Below are 17,451 nucleotides of genomic sequence, written 5' to 3' on the forward strand. Positions count from 1 at the left end.
CACGCAACCTCAAGGGACAGCGAAAGCGCACAGGGGTACGATGCATGGGTCAGGTGTCCTCTACCCCCGTGAGGCTGCCCATGATGGCCACCGCGTCCGGCTGGCGGCGAGAGGGCAATCTGCCCGCGGAGCTGACCAGCTTCGTGGGTCGAACGCGCCTGCTCGCCAACCTGAAACGCCACCTGGCCACGTCCAGGCTGGTCACCGTGACCGGGATCGGCGGTGTGGGCAAGTCCCGCACCGTGCTGCGGCTGGCGCACCAGGTGCGCGGGCAGTACGCCGACGGCGTCTGGTTCGCCGACCTGGCGCGCCTGCAGGACGCCGGGATGGTCAGGCAGACCATCGCCTCGGCGCTCGGCATCGCCGACCAGTCCTCCCGCACCGCCTCCGAGTCGCTGTCGGAGTGGGTGGGCGAGCGGCACATGCTGCTCATCCTCGACACCTGCGAGCACCTCATCCAGGGCTGCGCCGAGCTGGTCGAGGAGCTGCTGGAGGCCAACCAGAAGCTCACCATCCTGGCCACCAGCCGCCAGTCGCTGCACCTGGCCTACGAGCAGGTCGTGCCGGTGCCGCCGCTCCAGGTGCCCGGCGACGACCCGGCCGAGAGCCTGTTCACCAACGAGTCGGTGCAGCTGTTCGCCGCCCGGGCCGGTGGCGTGGTGCCCGACTTCGTGCTCGACGAGTCCAACATCGGCTCGGTGGCCGAGCTGTGCCGTCGGCTCGACGGCATCCCGCTGGCCATCGAACTGGCCGCGGTACGGCTGCGCGCGCTCTCGGTGGACCAGATCCTCGGGCTGCTCGCCGACCGGTTCAGCCTGCTGGCCGGTGCCAGCCGTACGGCCCTGCCGCGGCACCAGACGTTGCGCGCGGCGATCGGCTGGAGCCACGAGCTGTGCGCGCCCGAGGAGCGGCTGCTCTGGGCCCGCCTGTCGGTCTTCGCCGGTGACTTCGAGCTCGACGCGGCACGGGCGGTCTGCGCCGACTCGCGGCTGCGCGAGGAGGACATCACCGACCTGGTGATCGGGCTGGTGGAGAAGTCCATCCTGCTCATCCGCAGCAACCACGCCGGCGTGCGGTACAAACTGATCGACACCCTGGCCGAGTACGGCGAGGAGTGGCTGGCCAAGCTCGGCGAGACCGAGGAGATGCGCCACAAGCACCTGATGTACTACCTCAGCCTGGCCGAACGCAGCGAGGATGCCTGGTCCGGGCCGAGGCAGATCTACTGGTTCGTCCGCATGCGCCAGGAGCACGACAACGTCCGCATCGCGCTGGAGCACGCCCTGCGCACGCCCGGCGAGACGGTGCTGGCGCTCAAGCTGCTCGGCTCGTTGTGGTTCATGTGGATCTGCTGCGGCTTCGTCCGCGAGGGCCGTACCTACCTGGAGCGGGCCCTCCAGGCCAACCCGACGCCCAGCAAGGAGCGCTGCAAGGCGTTGTGGGTGCTGTCCTACGTGCGCAGTGCCCAGGGCGACAGCGTCGGCGCCCAGCAGGCCGCCGAACAGTGCTCCACCGAGGCCGTGCGTGTCGGCGACTCCAAGGCCGTCATCCTGGCGTCCAAGATGCAGGGCACCTCCGCGCTGCTCCAGGGCGACCTGCAGAAGGCCAGCGCGCTGCTGGGTGTGGCGATCGAGTTCAACACCGACAACAAGGAACTCAACCCCGGCCTGCTGCCTGCGATCGTCGAACTGTCCATCGTGCTCACCAGCCAGGGCGAGCTGTACGAGGCCGAGTCCCTGCTGATCGACTGCCTCCAGGTCTGCCGCGAACGCGGCGAACTGTGGCTCAGCTCCTACGCCCACTGGGCCCTCTCCCTGCCCCGCCTCGCCATGGGCCGCGCCGCCGAAGCCCTGACCACGGCCCAGGAGGGCCTGCGCATCAAGCGCCACTTCCACGACACCACCGGTTCCCTGATGGTGCTGGAGACCGTGGCCAAGATCTTCTCCTCGCTCGGTCAGGCGGACCGCTCGGCGCGGTTGCTGGGCGCGCTGAACCAGAACTGGCGGGCCTCCGGCATGCCGATGCTGGGCGCGCCGTTCTTGACTGCCGACCACGAGAAGTGCGTCAAGGAATGTAAGAAGGCGCTGGGCGAGGACGTCTACAAGGAGGCCTTCGAGGCTGGTGCCAGGCTCGATCTGGACGAGGCGGCCACGCTCGCGCTCGGCGAGCTGGATGGGGAGTCAAGCCTCTAGAAATTCGCCCAGACCGCAACGTCTCGCACGTATTCGCCGGAAGTTCGCAAAAGATTGAATTAGTGAACCCACGGGTAAGCCGGAGAGATCGGAAAATCGTCCCGAACGTTGGGACAAACGCTCAAGGTTTCTCGTGGAGAGGCTGCGCACTCATGCACGAAATTCCGGCCGGGGTCTCCATCCCGATCCCCACCCCTCACATTCCCTTCCCTTCCAGGCTCAACCCCTTCGAAACGGTCGCGGCTGAACACACCATCGGCTGGGCCAGGAGGCTCCGTCTCATCGAAGGGGAGAGCGCTACCTCTCGGTTCGCGGGCGAGTCCTACTCGCGGCTGGTCGCGCGGCTCTATCCGGAGGCCTCCGTTCCCGTCCTGGCCCTCGCGGCCGACCTCAACAGCTGGTTCCACGTCTACGACGACCAGTTCGAGCTGGCCGAGGTGGGCTCCGACCCCCACCTGGCCCGCCGGATGGCCGACAAGTTCCGTGCCGTGCTGCAGGGCGAGCCCCTGGAGCGGAGCGCGGGGCCGATCCTGCACGGCCTGGCCGACATCCGCGACCGGATGCGGCTGCACGCCTCGCCCACCTGGTGGGAGCGCTTCGCCACGCACCTGCAGGACTGCTTCGAGACCGCCCAGTGGGAGGTGGACAACCGCACCCGGGGCCGCATCCCCGATCCGGACAGCTATATCGAGCACAAGCTCAACATCGCCTACGTGCCGCCCTCCTTCGACCTGGTCGAACTGGCCGAGCAGTTCGAGGTGCCGGACGAGGTGCGGTCCTGCGAGCCGTACCGGCAACTGGTGCACGAGGCCGGGCACGTGGTCGTCTGCACCAACGATCTCATCGGGCTGCGGCGCGAGCTGGCGCAGGGCGAGTTCCACAATCTCGTCATCGTCTTCTGGAACGCTCTAGGGTGCTCGCTGCCCGAGGCGGTGGAACTGGTCAACGAGAAGATCTCCGAGCGGCTCGGCGTCTTCATGGCGGCCAAGCAGGACCTGCAGACCGCCTTCGACGAGCTCGGCGTCGACGAGCACCGGCGGGAGGGCACCATGCGCTGCGTGGGCGGCCTGGAGAACTGGATGCGCGGATACCTCGACTGGGCGCTGGAGACCCGGCGCTTCGCCGACCCCATCCTCCGGGGCGAGGTCACCAGCTTCCACCGCGAGCTCGTCGACTGATCCGGAGCGCCAGGATGCGGGCAGGCGAGCGCTCGCATCCTGGTGTGCGGAATGATGCGCCTTCATCGTAGGTTCGTGTTGAGTAACGATGAAAGGCTGACATGGATCTCTACACCCTCGCCGAGGACGCGCCCGAGCACGACGGTCACGGGGAAGACGGGCCCGTGCTGCTCTATCACTTCGAGGGTTTCGTGGATGCCGGTGGGGCCGGCCGGCTGGCTGTGGGGCATCTGCTGGCGGAGCTGGAGCACCGCACGGTGGCGACCTTCGACGTGGACCGGCTGCTGGACTACCGTTCGCGGCGGCCGGTCATGACGTTCGACACCGATCGCTGGGTGTCGGTGGATACGCCGGAGCTGGCGGTGTACGCCGCGGAGGATGCGACGGGCACGCCGTTCCTGGTGCTGAGCGGGCCTGAGCCGGACCGGGAGTGGGAGCGGTTCACCGAGGCGGTGGGCGAGCTGGCCGACCGGTTCGGGGTGAGCAGGATGATCACCGTGCACGGGATCCCGATGGCGGTGCCGCACACGCGGCCGCTGGGGGTGACGGCGCACGCGAGCCGTCCGGAGCTGATCAATTCGCAGGTGAGCGCGTTCGGCCGGGTGCAGGTGCCGGGGAGCGTGGCGGCGCTGATCGAGTTCCGGCTGGGCGCCAAGGGTCACGACGCGCTCGGGTACGCGGTGCACGTGCCGCACTACCTGTCGCAGGCCGAGTACCCGCAGGCGGCGGTGGCCGCGCTGGAGGCGGTGACGAAGAGCACCGGGCTGGTCTTCCCGATGGAGTCGCTGCGCACCGCGGCGGAGCGCACGAACGAGGAGATCGAGGAGCAGATCCAGGCCTCCACCGAGCTGTCCACCGCGATCAGCGGGCTGGAGCAGCAGTACGACGCGTTCGCCGAGGGCGCGGAGCGGGAAAGCCTGCTGGCGGAGAGTACGCCGATGCCGACGGGCGACGAGCTGGCCGCCCAGTTCGAGCGCTTCCTGGCCGAGAGGGACGATCGTGAGTGATGAGCTGCGGGTGGGTCTGGCGGGTTACGGGCCGGCGGGGGCGTTCTTCCACGCACCGCTGATCGCCGCCACGCCCGGTCTGCGGCTGGCCGCGGTGGTGACCCGCTCCGAGGAGCGGGCCGCCGAGGTCGGGGAGCGGTACGGCGCGGCCGTCGTTCCCGAGGCGGAGGCGCTGTTCGATCGGTGCGACCTGATCGTGGTGGCCACGCCGAACGACACCCACGTGCCGCTGGCGAAGGCGGCTCTGGAGGCGGGGCTGCCGGTGGTGGTGGACAAGCCGCTGGCCATGACCGCCGCCGAGGCCGAGGAGCTGGTACGGCTGGCCGAGGCGCGAGGGGTGGCGCTGACGCCGTTCCAGAACCGCCGCTGGGACGGGGACTTCCGCACGGTGGCCAAGGTGCTGCCCTCGCTCGGCACGGTGACGCGGTTCGAGAGCCGGTTCGAGCGCTGGCGTCCGGTGCCCAAGGGCGGCTGGCGCGAGTCCTCGCCGACCGGCGGGCTGCTGTACGACCTGGGGCCGCATCTGGTGGACCAGGCGTTGCGGCTCTTCGGGCCGGTGAGTGACGTCTACGCGGAGAGTGACGTGCGGCGGGCGGGGGTGGCCTCCGACGACGACACCTTCATCGCGCTCGCCCATGCCGGCGGGACGCGGTCGCATCTGTGGGTGAGTTCGGTCGCCGCTGATCTGGGGCCGCGTTTCCGGGTACTGGGGTCCGCGGGGGCCTACGTGAAGTTCGGGCTGGACGTGCAGGAGGAGCGGCTGCGGGCGGGGTGGTCGCCGGACGCGCCGGGGTTCGGGGACGAGCCCGAGGAGCGCTGGGGCACGCTCACCGCCGAGGACGGCAAGACCGAGCCGCTGGCCGCCGAGACCGGGGACTACCTGGCGTTCTACCAGGCCGTCGCCCGGGGGGAGCAGCCGGTGGACCCCAGGGACGCGGTCGAGATGTTGCGGGTGCTGGAGGCGGCCAAACGGTCAGCGACCGAGCGGCGCGTCGTCCGGCTCACCACCAACTGACCGGCGCGTCGTCCGGCTCACCACCAACTGACCGGAGCGGAGGGTCGTCCGGCTCCCAGCATGAGACTCAGTACTGGCTGACGCTGTAGTCGTAGCGGCACGGTAGCCGCACGCCCGAGCGGTCGCGGGGTTCGCCGTCCGGGTTGTGGTAGTCCCACCAGAGCTCGTCCAGGGAGTCCTCGCCCTCGCGCAGGTCGTCCACGACCAGGCCGGTGTCCAGGATGTGCCGCGCCCGAACCCGGTCGCCGGCGTCGAGCGCCGCCCGGCACTCCAGCAGCCGCACCCGGCCGTGCCAGCGGTCGGCCGCGCCCAGCCGGTCGATCAGCGCGAGCGCCTCCACCGGCCGCCCGGCCGTCACCAGGGCCTTCACCGTCTCGATGGTCAGCGGCCGCAGCCGCGGGGCCAGGGCGTGCGCCCGCAGGTAGAGCTCGGCGGCCCGGCCCGGCTCGGGTTCGAGGACGGCCAGGCTGCGCAGCGCCCAGGCGTTCTCGGCCAGTTCCAGCGACTCCTCCCACGCCTTGCGCGCCCCGTCGTGGTCGCCCACGTAGTAGCGGTTGATGCCGAGGTGGAAGAGGGTGAACCAGGTCGGCCCGTGCTGTTGGACGCAGGCTTCGAGGGCGCGGGTCCAGGCCGGGCCGACGGCGTAGGACGAGGGCGGCAGCGCGGGCGCGGGCGTGGGCATGGTGCCCTTGCGGACCAGCGCCAGCCACGACTGCTGGTCGCGGCCGATGGTCGAGTCGGGGAAGGGGGTGGCGGGCAGGGTCAGCGCGCGGATCCGGCCCAGCGCCTTGCGTTCGAGCGCGCCCCAGCCGCTGCCGGCGTGCAGGCTCTCCTCCGGCGGCAGGACGGCCGTCGCGACGGCCAGTTCGTGTTCGGCGGCCAGCCGGTCGGCGGGGATGAGCCGCTCGACGGCCCGGCTCGCGTGGCCGGTCGCCGCCGCCCACTCCTCGTGCGCGCCCTCGACCTCGACCAGGCCGTAGGCCTCGGTCCAGGAGAACGACGAGCGCGGCGCCAGCCGTACGTGCTCGAGCTGGGTGCGAGCCAGCCCCGCCTGGATCTCCAGGTACTCGCGGCCCGGACCGGACAGCCAGTCCTGCCAGTTGCGGCCCGCGGTGTTGGTGCCCCAGCGGAAGGTCTTGCGGCCGCGCAGCAGGTCGGTGGTGACCTGTGCCAGGCCCGCGCCGGCCTCGTCGACCACGGCGCTCCAGCGGCGCTCGCCGTCCGGCAGCTCGTAGAAGAAGTCGGCGGCCTGCCCGTTGCGTCCCGGATAGGACTGGTCGGTGTCCTGCCAGTGCGGCACCGGCACGCGGCGCAGCCGGCCGTCGTAGGAGAAGTGGTAGGCGCTGGTGGCCGGGGCCAGCACGCGGGTACCGGGCGTCTGGGGCACCGCGGCGTTGGACCACCAGTAGACCGGCGCGTCCTCGCCGAACGGGTTGAGGATCTTGACGTGCACGAGCAGCACCGGCGAGCCGGGCGGCAGGCAGGCGTCGATCTGGTAGACCAGCCGCCGCATCCGCTCCCATTCGTACATCCGCAGCACGGCCACCCCGTCCGGCCGCCGCACCCGGGCGGCGTGCAACGGCGCGCAGGCCAGCGCGGTGTGCCCGAAGGTGCCGAGGTTCCACTCCACTCCCCCGGCGAACCACGCGTTGCGCAGGCCGAGGTTGGCCAGTTGCAGGTGCGGCGGCTTGTGCAGCAGCTCGCGGCCGGTCGGCAGGTGCACCAGCGAGCGCAGCCGCCCGCCGTACTCCAGCAGGAACTCCGCGCGCAGCACCCCGTTGTCCAGCACCGCCGTCTTCAGCTCGCGCTCGCTGCGCTCGCGCCCGTAGCCGTCCTGGAAGGTGTACGGCAGCAGCGATCCGGCGTGCCCGTAGGCGAGCTGGGCGGCCATCTCGGCGTCGGCGGCCTCGGTGTCGAGCCCTCCGCGCGGATCGGGCAGGGTCCGCAGGGGCGGCAGCGGGTTCTCCGGTCCGAGCGGGGAGACCGGGAGGCTGATGGAGGAGATGCTCAGCATTTGTGACACATTTTTGCACAGTGCACGCAATGACTGCATGATTGGGCCCGTGAACCGGTACGAACGCTGGAACGTGCTCCTGGAGCTGCTCGCCGAGAGCGGCCAGCTCGACGTGGTCGAGACGGCCGAGCGCCTGGGGGTCTCGACGGCGACGATCCGGCGCGACTTCGACGAGCTGGCCACCCGGCAGATGCTCACCCGCACCCGTGGCGGGGTGGTGGCGCACAGCGTCTCCTACGACCTGCCGCTGCTGTACAAAGTCGCCCAGCACGCGCCGGAGAAGCAGCGCATCGGGGCCGCGGCCGCCGCGCTGGTGCCGGAGGGCTCGACCGTGGGGCTGAACGGCGGCACGACGACGACCGAGGTGGCACGGGCGCTGGCCACCCGCGACGTGCGGCCCGACCAGCGCGGCCCCGCGCTCACCGTGGTCACCAACGCGCTCAACATCGCCCACGAGCTGGTCGTCCGTCCCCATCTGCACGTGGTGACGACCGGCGGCTCGGCCCGCACGCAGTCCTACGAGCTGGTGGGGCCGGTCGCGATGCGGATGCTGGAGGAGGTCGCGCTGGACGTGGCGGTGCTCGGCGTCGACGCGCTGGACGTGGAGCACGGAGCCAGCGCGCACAACGAGGCCGAGGCGGCGATCAACCAGCTCATGGCGCTGAAGGCCCGGCAGGTGATCGTCGTGACGGACGGTTCCAAGCTGGGCCGGCGGGCCTTCGCCCGGATCTGCCCGCTGGGCCGGATCGACGTCCTGGTGACCGACTCCACGGCGCCGGACGACCTGCTGCGCAGGCTGGCCGACGCCGGGGTGAAGGTGGTCACGGTCTGAGGATGGCGCGGAAGCTCGCTCCCCCGTCCGTCGACTCGTGGACGGAGCCGTCCATCGCGGCGGCCAGCAGGTGGGTGGCGCTGACCGCGGTGAAGGCGACCGCCTGCTGGTCGAGCCGTCCGCCCGCGCGCCAGGTCCTGCCGTCATCGGTGCTGGCGTGGATGCGCCCGTCGGGGGCGATCGCGGTGAGCGCGTCCCTGCCGGTCACATCCACGAACGACAGCAGCGGCGCGCCGGCCAGCGGCTCGAAGCGCTCGCCGCCGTCCGTGCTGACCTTGACCCCGTCGGGGGTGGTGGCCAGCAGCCGGTCGGGGTCGTCGGCGCCCGCGGCCAGGTCGAGCAGGTCGAGGCGACCGGCCGCGACCAGCTTGCCGCCCTCGCCGCGCCACACCTTGCCGGTCTGGCTGTCGTAGCCGTAGACCCGCTCCCCCGCCACCTGGAGCGCGTGGAAGTCGGCCGTGCCGGCCAGCGCGACCTGCGTCCAGCTCCGTCCGGCGTCGGTGGAGCGGATCAGGCCGAGGTGCGGGGCGCTCCCGGCGGCGATCCGGTCGGCGGGCGGGTGCCCGCTGGCGTAGAAGGTGCCCGGGCCGGCGACGGTGAAGCCCATGTGGTCGGCGGTGCCGTCGCCCACCCGCTGCGGCCGGCCGCCCTCCAGGGTGAACAGGCCGAAGTGCCCGGCGACGTAGATCTTGCCGGTGGCCGGGTCGGCGCCGAGGCCGTGGATGTGCCCGGGATCGGCCGCCGCGGGCGCGGTGGCCGGTGGGGTCTCGGCGGCGCAGCCGGCCAGCAGGGTCAAGGCCAGGGCCAGGGCCAGGGAAAGGGTCGCGCGGCGGCTCATCGGCGGTATCCGATCAGGCTCATCATCCCCGCCTCGGCGTGGTAGAGGTTGTGGCAGTGGATCATCCAGATCCCCGGGTTGTCGGTGTCGAAGTCCACGTCGAGCCGCTTGCCGGGCAGCACGATCGCGGTGTCCTTGCGGGCGCCGCCGGGCAGGGCGAAGGTGTGGCCGTGCAGGTGCATCGGGTGCCACATCAGGCTGTCGTTGACGAACGACAACCGCACCCGCTCGCCCGCCGAGATCGGCTCGACGACCTCGGGGTCGTACGTTCTGCCGTTGATCGCCCAGTCGTAGCGGGCCATGGTGCCGGTCAGCCGCAGGGTCAGCGTGCGGTCAGGCTTCCGCGGCGCCAGCCGTACGGCAGGCAGCGGTTCGAGCTGGTCGTAGGTGAGCAGGCGGGCGGCGCTCTCGCCGGGCCGGGCCTCCGGGTCGGGCGGCGCGGCCGACGGCGAGCTGCGCAGGATCGCCCGGGCCAGGCCGCGCTTGCCCTCGGCCTCGGCGACCAGGGGGAAGGCCCCGTCCCTGACGGTGACCAGGACGTCGTAGCGCTCGCCCATGCCCAATAGCAGCGCGTCGGTCTCGACCGGCGTGACCGGGAAGCCGTCGGCGTGCGTGACGGTCAGCGGGTGGTCGCCCAGGGCCAGCCGGAAGGCGGTGTCGGCCCCGGCGTTGACGACGCGCAGCCGCACGCGGGCGCCCGGCGTGACGGTGAGGGTCTCCGGCGCGGCCGGGACGCGGCCGTTGAGCAGGAAGTGCGGGTAGCGCACGTCACCGGCGTCGCCGCCGAGCAGGTCGCTCTCGGCGTTCATCATCATGTGCGGCCATTTCGGGCTCGCCGAAGGGCCTGGCGCGGGCATGCTGTGGCCGCCGTGCCCGCCCTCGCCGCCGGACATCGCGCTCAGCTCGGCGAGCACCTCGTCAGGGGTGCCGGTGACGCCGTCCATCCAGTCGTCGAGGACGATCGTCCACTCGTGGTCGTAGCCGAGCGGCTCGGCCGGGTCGGCCACGATCAGCGGCGCGTACAGGCCGCGGTCGAGCTGCGTGCCGTGGTGGGGATGGAACCAGTAGGTGCCGGGGTGCGGGGCGGTGAACTCGTACAGGTGCTCGGCGCCCGCGGCCACCGGCGGCTGGGTGACGCCGGGGACGCCGTCGGCGTCGTTGCGCAGGGCCAGGCCGTGCCAGTGGACGGTGGTCTCGGCGGGCAGCTCGTTGCGCAGCCGGGCCCGCACCCGCTCGCCGGCGGTGACCTGGACCGGCGTGCCGGGCAGGCGCTCGCCGTACAGCCAGGTGTCCACCACCGGGCCGCCGAGGTCGACGCGGCCCTGCCGGGCGGTGATCACGAACTCGCGGGCCCGGCCGGGGCGGCGGGCCTGCTCGGCGGCCCGCACCTCGGGGCCGGCCGGTTGGACGAGGGTGGTGCCGGGGGCGCACGCGCCCAGCAGGGCTCCTCCCACGGCGGCCAGGGCGCCGCGCAGGAGGAACCGTCGATCGATTCTGGTCATGGATCGCTCACGGTTCGTCGAAAGTCTGGAAGATCGTCGTTGGCGGCGAGCTTCTAGATCCGCAGAACCGTGGTGCGCCGGAGGGTCAGGGCGAAGGCGGGCGAACCCCGCGACGGCGGCAGCCGTACCGGCCGGTCGGGCGTTGAGGCCCTGGTCGGAGCCATGGCCGGGCCCAGGAGCAGCAGCACGGCCGCGGCGGCCAGCGCTCCGAGCGCGGCCAGGCAGACCACGACGAGCTCGTCGCCGCCGGGTGAGGTTCCTGACGCGATCGAGGGTGCTTGTTGGGCCGGATGTGGGCCGATCTTGCCTTCCGCGGCGTTTACCGCGCTTCCGGAAGGTACGGCATGCGCGCAGGCCACAGCCTCGGCGGCGGCCGGAGCGGCGCAGAAATGCGCGGTCGCCTGGCTCAAACCCAGGCCCAGCAGGACCGCGGCGAGCAGCAGCCACCTCGGCAGCACGTGCCCGCCGCTCCGGAGGTGGTCCCGATCCCGCACGCAGCCACCATACTCCCCGGCGGTACCTGGGATTACCTGGGACTACCGTCACCACCCTTAACGCATAGTTACCACGGGAGCGGGCAGTCCAGGTGAATACCCCGTTCGATTACGATTGAGGAGGATTCTCAGCCATGAATCCCGATGATTGGCGGAGGGGCCTAACCGACGCGTGGTCGTCGATCGCCACCTTCGTCCCGAAGTTCATCGCCTTCCTGGTGATCCTGCTGGTGGGCTGGCTGATCGCGAAGCTGCTGGCCAAAGGCGTGAACGCGCTCCTGGGCCGGGTCGGGTTCGACCGCTGGGTCGAGCGCGGCGGCATCGGGCGGATGCTCTCGCGCAGCAAGTACGACGCATCAGGCCTGGTCGCCAAGCTCGTCTACTATGCCGTCCTCCTGATCACGCTGCAGATCTCGTTCTCGGTGTTCGGGCCGAATCCGATCAGCACGCTGCTGGGCAACGTCGTGGCCTGGCTGCCGAAGCTGGCCGTGGCCCTGGTCATCGTCGTCGTGGCGGCGGCCATCGCCAAGGCGGTGAAGGACCTGGTCGGCTCCGCGCTCGGCGGGCTGTCCTACGGCAACACGCTGGCCACGCTGGCCTCGGTGTTCATCCTCGCCCTCGGCGTGATCGCCGCGCTGAACCAGATCGAGGTGGCCACCACGGTGACCACGCCGATCCTGATCGCCTTCCTGGCCGCGGTGGCCGGAATCCTGATCGTCGGCGTCGGCGGCGGCCTGGTCAAGCCCATGCAGCAGCGCTGGGAGGGCTGGCTGAACCGCGCCGAGGAGGAGACCAGCGCGCTGAAGACCCAGGCGGCGACCTACGACCGTGGACGCCGTGACGCGATGGCCGAGACCGAGCCGGCCGCGCCGCGTCCCGCCCCGGCCTCGGCGCCCGCGGGTCCCGGCTCGGGGGCGAGCCCGTCCTCGACCGCCGGCCCGGCCCCGGGCGACACGCAGGAAGTGCCGCGCTACCCGTCGGAGCGGCGGCCCGGCGAGTTGTGACCGGCACACGGGGATGCCCGGCCGATCACGGCCGGGCATCTCTCATGTCACCCGTCAGTGCGTGGGCGCGGGTTCGAGCATCAGGCAGACCGCGCTCATCCGCAACGTCGCGAAGTCCAGCGGCTCGCCCTGGTCGGGGACCCGCCAGCCCTTCTCGTGGGCGCCGTCCCAGAACCCGATCAGGTAGCCGATCAGCGCGGGCGGGCTGAGCTGCTCCCCCAGCGAGGTGATCGCCTGCCGGACCGCGGCCATGTGCTGGTCGAGGAGGGCGGTGACGCCCGGATGATCCGCCTGCAGATCCAGCACCCACTGGGCGAACTCCGCCCGGACTCGCCCCACCCACAGAAGATCCGACACCACGCGCCTCGAAACACTCGCACCCGACCGATACGACCGCCACGATAAGCGACTCGTAAGCATACGGAGGCCGGTCCGGGAAAGAGGGGTACGGACCACGATCCACTTCGAGGAAGGCTTGATCATGGCAGCGCGCTACGTGCTGAAGAAGACCTCCGCCGGGTTCCGGTTCAATCTCGTCGCCGGGAACGGGGAGATTATCGCCACGAGCGAGTCCTACAAGACCAAGGCAGGGGCGTTGAAGGGTATCGATTCGGTCCGCTCGAACGCCTCCGCTCCGCTCGACGACCAGACCGACGGGTGACCTATCTCACTCTCGCACCCGTGATTCGCCGGCCCCCGGCGAGCTCCACGATCGTGATCACGTGGGGGTCGCCGGGCGCCGGCACTTCTTCCGGACCGTGAGGGGCTGGGGGCCTGAGGGGCTAGAAGCCTGAGCAGTTGAGGGTCTGGGGCCTGGGGGCGGTCAGCCGCGTCCGGAGTTGCCGCGGCCCCGGTTGCCCTTGCCCTTCTTGTCCTTGCCGGGCTTGTCGTTGCCGCCCGGGCCCGACCAGCCTGGGTCGCGGCCGGAGTCGCTGGTCATGGTCACCGTGGTGCCGCCCGAGTCGGGCGCCACGAAGCCGTTCCCGTGCCGCCGCGGCCGGGTGGTGTCCCTGGAACCGCCCTTGCCCGGGGTGGGCCGTTCCTCCACCCGTTCGGTCCGCTTGATCGGAACGGCCAGCCGGGGTTCCTCCTCCGGCTCGGCCCCGTGCTCCTGCACGGGCTGCTCCACGGGCTGCTCAACGGACGGCACGGCCGCCTTGGCGATCTCGGTCTGCCGTGGCACGGCCGGCCGCTCCAGGGCCAAAGCCGCCGCCGCCCCCACCGCCAGCACCGCGCCCGCCACCACCGCCTGCCTGGTCCGGAGCCGCAGCCCGTCGAGCCAGCGCGGCACCGGCGCCACCCCGACCGCGCCCGCCAGCGCCCCGGTCGACACCCGGGCCAGCGAATCCTCGTCCACGACCGCCGCAACCCCGGTCGCCACCGAGACCCCCGCCAGGGCCGGCGCGGCACCGGTCGCCACCGAGACCCCCGCCAGGGCCGGCGCGGCACCGGTGGGCGCCGAAGCCCCGGCCAGGGCCGGCCCGCCGCTCCCGGCTTCGGCCGCGGTGGCCCCGCTGTCGCCGGTACGGGCCAGGGCCAGCACCGCGCCCAGCAGGACCCGGGCCTGGCCGATGCCCAGCCGGGCCCCGGGGTCCTTGCGCAGCAGCCCGCTGATCACCGGCGCCAGGACGCCGGCCCGCTGGAACGGCTCCGGCTCCTCGGTCACCACCGCCAGCAGGGTCGCCATCCCGTTCCGCTTGGCGAACGGCGGCCGCCCCTCGACCGCCGTGTACAGGGTCGCCCCGAGCGACCACAGGTCGGACGCCGGATCGGCCCCCTCCCCCGTCGCCCGCTCGGGGGCGATGAACGCCGGGGTGCCGAACACCGCGCCGGTGCGGGTGAGCGCCCAGTCGTCGTCACCGGACGCCGCGATGCCGAAGTCGGTCAGGACGGCTCCGCCGTACTCGGGGATGAGGATGTTGTCCGGTTTCACGTCCCGGTGCACGATCCCCGCCGCGTGCGCCGCCTCCAGCGCGGCCAGGATGTCCAGCGCCACCCGGGCGGCGACCGCGTGCGGCAGCGGGCCGTCCTCGGCGATCACCTGGCCCAGGGAGCGGGACGGCACCAGCCGCATGATGATCCAGGGCCGGGCGTCCTCCTCGATCACGTCGTAGACGTCGGCGATGTTCGGATGGCTCAGCCTGGCGGCGATGCGCGCCTCGCGCAGGCTGCGCCGGACCATCAGCTCGTCGTCGGTGGCGTTCTGCCCCCGGTTGATCTCCTTGATCGCGACTTCCCGGTCGAGCAGCTCGTCACGTCCGCGCCAGACCGTGCCCATGCCGCCGTGTCCCAGCTTGGTGAGGAGCCGGTAGCGGCCGGCGAGGAGCTTGGACATGAAAGCCTGGCTACCCGCGATCTCCTTCTTCACGCACCGATGTGGCGAAATACCCGAACGCGGGTTCCCCGGGCGCGGCGGGATTCTGTCGGAGGCGTAGCGCATCATGGCCCCATGACCACCGCAGGACGTCTCGAACTCGTCGCCTTCGACGCCGCCGACATCGAGCGGGTCGCCGCCTTCTACCGCGAGCTCACCGGCTGGCAGGTGGTCCGCCGGATCACCGACTGGATCACCCTCCAGGCCCCCGACGGCCAGGAGATCGCCTTCCAGCTCGTGCCCGAGCACCGGCCGCCGAGCTGGCCCGGTCAGGAGCGGCCCCAGCAGGTCCACCTCGACCTCCTCGTCGACGACCACCAGGCCGCCGCCGCCCGGGCCCTCGCCCTCGGCGCCACCCACCTGGCCGACGGTCCCACCTGGATCACCCTCGCCGACCCCGCCGGGCACCCCATCGACCTCTGCCAGAAGGACGGCCACGGCCCCGGCGTCTCCCTCTTCGCCGTCACCTTCGACACGCCGTCGGCCGCCGGCTCCGCCCGGTTCTACTCGGCGCTGCTGGGCATGGAGGTCACCTACGACGGGCCCGAGGGCCTGCTCATCTCCGGGTACGGCAAGCGCCTCATGTTCCAGGAGGTCGCCGGCTACACCGCGCCCCGCTGGCCCGATCCCGCCCACCCGCAGCAGGCGCACCTCGACATCCTCGTGGACGACCTCGAGGCCGGGCACGCGCTGGCCCTCGAGCTGGGCGCCACCCTGCTCGACGGCGACTCCGACCAGTTCCGCACCTTCGCCGACCCGGTGGGCCACCCCTTCGACCTCACCCTCTGAGCCTGGCCGGCAAACCGGTTGCCGTCGGACCCGGACGCTGTGATCATTCCCGCATGATCACCCCTGGACCCGTGGTGCCCGGTGGCGGCGGGTACGTCCACTCGTACGAGATCACCTCCCCTGCCCGCGTGGTGCACCTCAGCGGGCAGATCCCCGTGGCTCCCGACGGCAGCGTGCCCGAGGGCTTCGCGGCCCAGTGCCGTCAGGTCTGGGCCAACGTGGCCGACGTCCTGGCGCAGCACGACATGACGCTGGCCGACCTGGTCAAGGTCACCACGTTCCTCGGCGACCGGGCGTACCGGGCGGAGAACTCGGCCCTGCGCCGGGAGATCCTCGGCGACCACGCCCCCGCCCTCACGGTCGTCATCACCGGGATCTACGAGGAGGCTTGGCTCCTGGAGATCGAGGCCATCGCCGCCCGCTAGCCCCCGTCCGTGGCCTGGGGGCGCCGCGCGGCGACCCCGGTGCCGCGCGGGTGGGCGGCACCTGGGTTAGGACAGGAGGCGGGCGCGGAGGGCGGTGGCGTCGTCCGGGGTCCAGCCGTGGGCGTCGAGCCAGCCCAGCGGCCCCCCGAAGCGGGTGTCGAGGATGTCGAGGAAGTGCTCCATGTAGGACGGCCGGGGCAGGTGGTCGTCGGCGGGGCGGGAGTCGAGGTCGCGGCGGTAGGTGTCACTGGCGCGCAGCCGCACCAGGATCCGCTCCAGCCGGTCCCCGGTGGCCACGTAGTCGGCCAGGATCGCCTCACGGGTGGCGCCGGCGACGGTGAGGGCCAGGGCGCACAGCACGCCGGTGCGGTCCTTGCCGGCGGCGCAGTGCACGATGACCGCGCCGTCGTCGTGCGCCATGACGCGCAGGGCACGCACGACGGAGTCGGGCCGGTCGCGCAGGTAGCCGTAGTAGAACCCGGTGACCCGCAGTTCGTCGTCGGCGGCGCGGTCCTGCCAGGGCAGGACGCGGTCGGCCTCGACGTCGGTGTAGCGGCCGCCCTCGGCGAAGAGGGTGTGGTGGTGGATGGTGACCTCTGGCACCGTGGTGAGCGGGCCGGGCCCTTCGAGGGTGACCTCGGCGGTTGAGCGGAGATCGACGACGTGCCGTACCTTGTGGGTCTCGACCAGAGTGGCGATGTCGGCGGGGGTGAGGCCTTGGAGGTTGTCCGATCGGAGGATGCGGCCGTGGACGGTGGCGGAGCCGTCGGTGGTCTCCAGGCCGCCCAGGTCGCGGACGTTGACGGCGCCTTCGAGCTCGATCCATCTCTGCAAGTTCTTCATCGCTCTCCACCCTAACCAGACGATTCATAACGCAGTATGAAGAAACAGAGGCGAAGGGAGGTCAGGTGGATCCGCGTAGGTTGCCGCCGCGGCTGGTGGTTGATCCGTCCCTGGAGCCGCAGGTGTCCGTCCTTCTTCGCGAGAGTCCGCACTTCCTGTACCAGGCCCGGCAGGGCCGGGACGCCGGTTCGGAGAAGAGCCTGGCGCTGCTGTTCATCCTGCCGGGGTTCCTGCTGCTGATCTGGATGATGACGGATCTGGGCGGCGCGATGGTGGCGGGGGTGGGCATGTCGCTGATCCTGCTGCTGCGGTGGATGGCGACCGACCTGAACGGGCGCAGCGCGCGGCGCAGGCTGAAGCTGGCCTACGAGAACGCCGACCGGTTCGTGTTGCCGTCGGACCTCGACTATCCGTGCCAGCAGTTGCTCAAGCGCGCGCAGGACGCCGCGGACGCCGTACTCGCCTCCGATGTCAACCGGGCGGGGTACATCGACACGATCGACAACCGGGTGACGTTGCCCGAGGAGGTGTGGCAGATCGCCACGCGGCTGGCCCGGCTGAGCGCGATGCACCACGAGCACGGCAAGCTGGTGCCCAAGGAGTTGCCGCCGGGCATGGACGAGGCGTTCAAGCCGTACTCCAGCGCGCTGGACGCGGCGTGGACGTCGCTGTCCAAGCGGGTGAAGAACCTGGAACGGTACGCGGTGCAGGTGCGCAAGGCCGACGAGGTCTTCCGGGTGCACCGGCGGCTGGAGGCGCTGGCCGCGCGCACGCCCGACTACCAGGCGCTGGTGGCCGACACGGTGCAGGACGACATGGCCCGGGCGCACATCAGGGAGCTAGCCGAGCAGGCGGCCAGCGCGCGGCGGATGTTCGAGGAGAGCATCGACCAGGCCAAGCTCGCCGCCGGCCACCTGATGCGCCAGCCGCTGGACAAGTGACCG

At 71.7% G+C, this 17,451-nt stretch carries 17 protein-coding genes; 10 read left to right on the forward strand and 7 right to left on the reverse strand.

Features of this window, described 5'->3' with window-relative positions; translation table 11 throughout:
* Positions 1–68: 68 nt before the first annotated feature.
* The 4 genes from ACIBG7_RS28205 (at position 69) to ACIBG7_RS28220 (ending at position 5,392) form a co-directional block, all read left to right on the forward strand.
* On the forward strand, positions 69–2,192 hold the full coding sequence (locus ACIBG7_RS28205; RefSeq protein WP_357921540.1) for an AAA family ATPase: 2,124 nt from the start codon (positions 69–71) through the stop codon (positions 2,190–2,192).
* Positions 2,193–2,344: 152 nt separating this feature from the next.
* A complete protein-coding gene (locus ACIBG7_RS28210) occupies positions 2,345–3,370 on the forward strand; it encodes a hypothetical protein (RefSeq protein WP_397338197.1) in 1,026 nt (341 codons plus the stop codon).
* A gap of 101 nt (positions 3,371–3,471) precedes the next feature.
* Positions 3,472–4,377: a PAC2 family protein gene (locus ACIBG7_RS28215; RefSeq protein ID WP_357921546.1), complete on the forward strand. Its 906-nt coding sequence runs from the start codon at positions 3,472–3,474 to the stop codon at positions 4,375–4,377.
* The gene (locus tag ACIBG7_RS28220) at positions 4,370–5,392 is read left to right on the forward strand and encodes a Gfo/Idh/MocA family oxidoreductase (RefSeq protein WP_397338198.1); all 1,023 of its coding nucleotides are present in this window, start codon (positions 4,370–4,372) and stop codon (positions 5,390–5,392) included. Before ACIBG7_RS28215 ends, ACIBG7_RS28220 begins: the two co-directional genes overlap by 8 nt.
* Positions 5,393–5,459: 67 nt before the next feature.
* Here the strand turns inward: ACIBG7_RS28220 and ACIBG7_RS28225 are convergent, their stop codons facing one another.
* On the reverse strand, positions 5,460–7,406 hold the full coding sequence (locus ACIBG7_RS28225) for a DUF5107 domain-containing protein (RefSeq protein WP_397338199.1): 1,947 nt from the start codon (positions 7,404–7,406) through the stop codon (positions 5,460–5,462).
* A 49-nt stretch (positions 7,407–7,455) separates the two neighbouring features.
* On the opposite strand from ACIBG7_RS28225, the gene ACIBG7_RS28230 reads away from it, so the two are divergent.
* The gene (locus ACIBG7_RS28230; protein WP_357921555.1) at positions 7,456–8,238 is read left to right on the forward strand and encodes a DeoR/GlpR family DNA-binding transcription regulator; all 783 of its coding nucleotides are present in this window, start codon (positions 7,456–7,458) and stop codon (positions 8,236–8,238) included.
* Here ACIBG7_RS28230 and ACIBG7_RS28235 read toward each other — a convergent pair.
* Genes ACIBG7_RS28235 through ACIBG7_RS28245 form a run of 3 tightly spaced genes read right to left on the reverse strand, consistent with a single transcriptional unit; the run spans position 8,228 to position 11,072 of the window.
* On the reverse strand, positions 8,228–9,076 hold the full coding sequence (locus ACIBG7_RS28235; protein ID WP_397338200.1) for a F510_1955 family glycosylhydrolase: 849 nt from the start codon (positions 9,074–9,076) through the stop codon (positions 8,228–8,230). The two genes, ACIBG7_RS28230 and ACIBG7_RS28235, sit on opposite strands and share 11 nt — an antisense overlap.
* Entirely contained in the window at positions 9,073–10,578 is a 1,506-nt protein-coding gene (locus ACIBG7_RS28240) for a multicopper oxidase family protein (RefSeq protein WP_397338201.1), read from the reverse strand. The genes ACIBG7_RS28235 and ACIBG7_RS28240 overlap by 4 nt, the downstream gene beginning before the upstream one ends.
* Positions 10,579–10,631: 53 nt before the next feature.
* Positions 10,632–11,072 carry a hypothetical protein gene (locus ACIBG7_RS28245; protein ID WP_397338202.1) on the reverse strand — a complete coding sequence of 147 codons (441 nt, stop codon included), beginning with the start codon at positions 11,070–11,072 and terminating at the stop codon, positions 10,632–10,634.
* Positions 11,073–11,206: 134 nt separating this feature from the next.
* Between ACIBG7_RS28245 and ACIBG7_RS28250 the strand changes: the two genes are divergently transcribed.
* On the forward strand, positions 11,207–12,076 hold the full coding sequence (locus tag ACIBG7_RS28250; RefSeq protein WP_357921565.1) for a hypothetical protein: 870 nt from the start codon (positions 11,207–11,209) through the stop codon (positions 12,074–12,076).
* 54 nt (positions 12,077–12,130) lie between these two features.
* Here the strand turns inward: ACIBG7_RS28250 and ACIBG7_RS28255 are convergent, their stop codons facing one another.
* Positions 12,131–12,415 carry a DUF6401 family natural product biosynthesis protein gene (locus ACIBG7_RS28255; protein WP_357921568.1) on the reverse strand — a complete coding sequence of 95 codons (285 nt, stop codon included), beginning with the start codon at positions 12,413–12,415 and terminating at the stop codon, positions 12,131–12,133.
* A 142-nt stretch (positions 12,416–12,557) separates the two neighbouring features.
* Here ACIBG7_RS28255 and ACIBG7_RS28260 point away from each other — a divergent pair, with 142 nt between their 5' ends.
* Positions 12,558–12,737: a DUF1508 domain-containing protein gene (locus ACIBG7_RS28260; RefSeq protein WP_357921570.1), complete on the forward strand. Its 180-nt coding sequence runs from the start codon at positions 12,558–12,560 to the stop codon at positions 12,735–12,737.
* A 162-nt stretch (positions 12,738–12,899) separates the two neighbouring features.
* Here ACIBG7_RS28260 and ACIBG7_RS28265 read toward each other — a convergent pair whose 3' ends face one another.
* Positions 12,900–14,411, reverse strand: a complete 1,512-nt coding sequence (locus ACIBG7_RS28265; protein ID WP_397338203.1) for a protein kinase — start codon at positions 14,409–14,411, stop codon at positions 12,900–12,902.
* Positions 14,412–14,525: 114 nt separating this feature from the next.
* On the opposite strand from ACIBG7_RS28265, the gene ACIBG7_RS28270 reads away from it, so the two are divergent.
* Both ACIBG7_RS28270 and ACIBG7_RS28275 read left to right on the forward strand, forming a co-directional pair.
* A complete protein-coding gene (locus ACIBG7_RS28270) occupies positions 14,526–15,239 on the forward strand; it encodes a VOC family protein (RefSeq protein WP_357921576.1) in 714 nt (237 codons plus the stop codon).
* A gap of 53 nt (positions 15,240–15,292) precedes the next feature.
* A complete protein-coding gene (locus ACIBG7_RS28275; RefSeq protein ID WP_357921579.1) occupies positions 15,293–15,664 on the forward strand; it encodes a RidA family protein in 372 nt (123 codons plus the stop codon).
* Positions 15,665–15,730: 66 nt separating this feature from the next.
* Here ACIBG7_RS28275 and ACIBG7_RS28280 read toward each other — a convergent pair whose 3' ends face one another.
* Positions 15,731–16,507 carry a tyrosine-protein phosphatase gene (locus tag ACIBG7_RS28280; protein WP_397338204.1) on the reverse strand — a complete coding sequence of 259 codons (777 nt, stop codon included), beginning with the start codon at positions 16,505–16,507 and terminating at the stop codon, positions 15,731–15,733.
* 122 nt (positions 16,508–16,629) lie between these two features.
* Between ACIBG7_RS28280 and ACIBG7_RS28285 the strand changes: the two genes are divergently transcribed.
* Entirely contained in the window at positions 16,630–17,448 is an 819-nt protein-coding gene (locus ACIBG7_RS28285; RefSeq protein ID WP_357921584.1) for a hypothetical protein, read from the forward strand.
* Positions 17,449–17,451 lie beyond the last annotated feature (3 nt).

It is taken from the genome of Nonomuraea sp. NPDC050328, from assembly GCF_044459405.1.
In the GTDB taxonomy this organism is placed as follows: domain Bacteria; phylum Actinomycetota; class Actinomycetes; order Streptosporangiales; family Streptosporangiaceae; genus Nonomuraea.

Excerpts from the sequence above, each read along its gene's own strand:
- ACIBG7_RS28225 (WP_397338199.1), bottom strand. The coding sequence starts at position 7,406 with ATGCTGAGCATCTCCTCCATCAGCCTCCCGGTCTCCCCGCTCGGACCG.
- ACIBG7_RS28265 (WP_397338203.1), bottom strand. The coding sequence starts at position 14,411 with ATGTCCAAGCTCCTCGCCGGCCGCTACCGGCTCCTCACCAAGCTGGGA.
- ACIBG7_RS28210 (WP_397338197.1), top strand. The coding sequence starts at position 2,345 with ATGCACGAAATTCCGGCCGGGGTCTCCATCCCGATCCCCACCCCTCAC.
- ACIBG7_RS28215 (WP_357921546.1), top strand. The coding sequence starts at position 3,472 with ATGGATCTCTACACCCTCGCCGAGGACGCGCCCGAGCACGACGGTCAC.
- ACIBG7_RS28270 (WP_357921576.1), top strand. The coding sequence starts at position 14,526 with ATGACCACCGCAGGACGTCTCGAACTCGTCGCCTTCGACGCCGCCGAC.
- ACIBG7_RS28260 (WP_357921570.1), top strand. The coding sequence starts at position 12,558 with ATGGCAGCGCGCTACGTGCTGAAGAAGACCTCCGCCGGGTTCCGGTTC.
- ACIBG7_RS28275 (WP_357921579.1), top strand. The coding sequence starts at position 15,293 with ATGATCACCCCTGGACCCGTGGTGCCCGGTGGCGGCGGGTACGTCCAC.
- ACIBG7_RS28250 (WP_357921565.1), top strand. The coding sequence starts at position 11,207 with ATGAATCCCGATGATTGGCGGAGGGGCCTAACCGACGCGTGGTCGTCG.
- ACIBG7_RS28240 (WP_397338201.1), bottom strand. The coding sequence starts at position 10,578 with ATGACCAGAATCGATCGACGGTTCCTCCTGCGCGGCGCCCTGGCCGCC.
- ACIBG7_RS28280 (WP_397338204.1), bottom strand. The coding sequence starts at position 16,507 with ATGAAGAACTTGCAGAGATGGATCGAGCTCGAAGGCGCCGTCAACGTC.
- ACIBG7_RS28235 (WP_397338200.1), bottom strand. The coding sequence starts at position 9,076 with ATGAGCCGCCGCGCGACCCTTTCCCTGGCCCTGGCCCTGGCCTTGACC.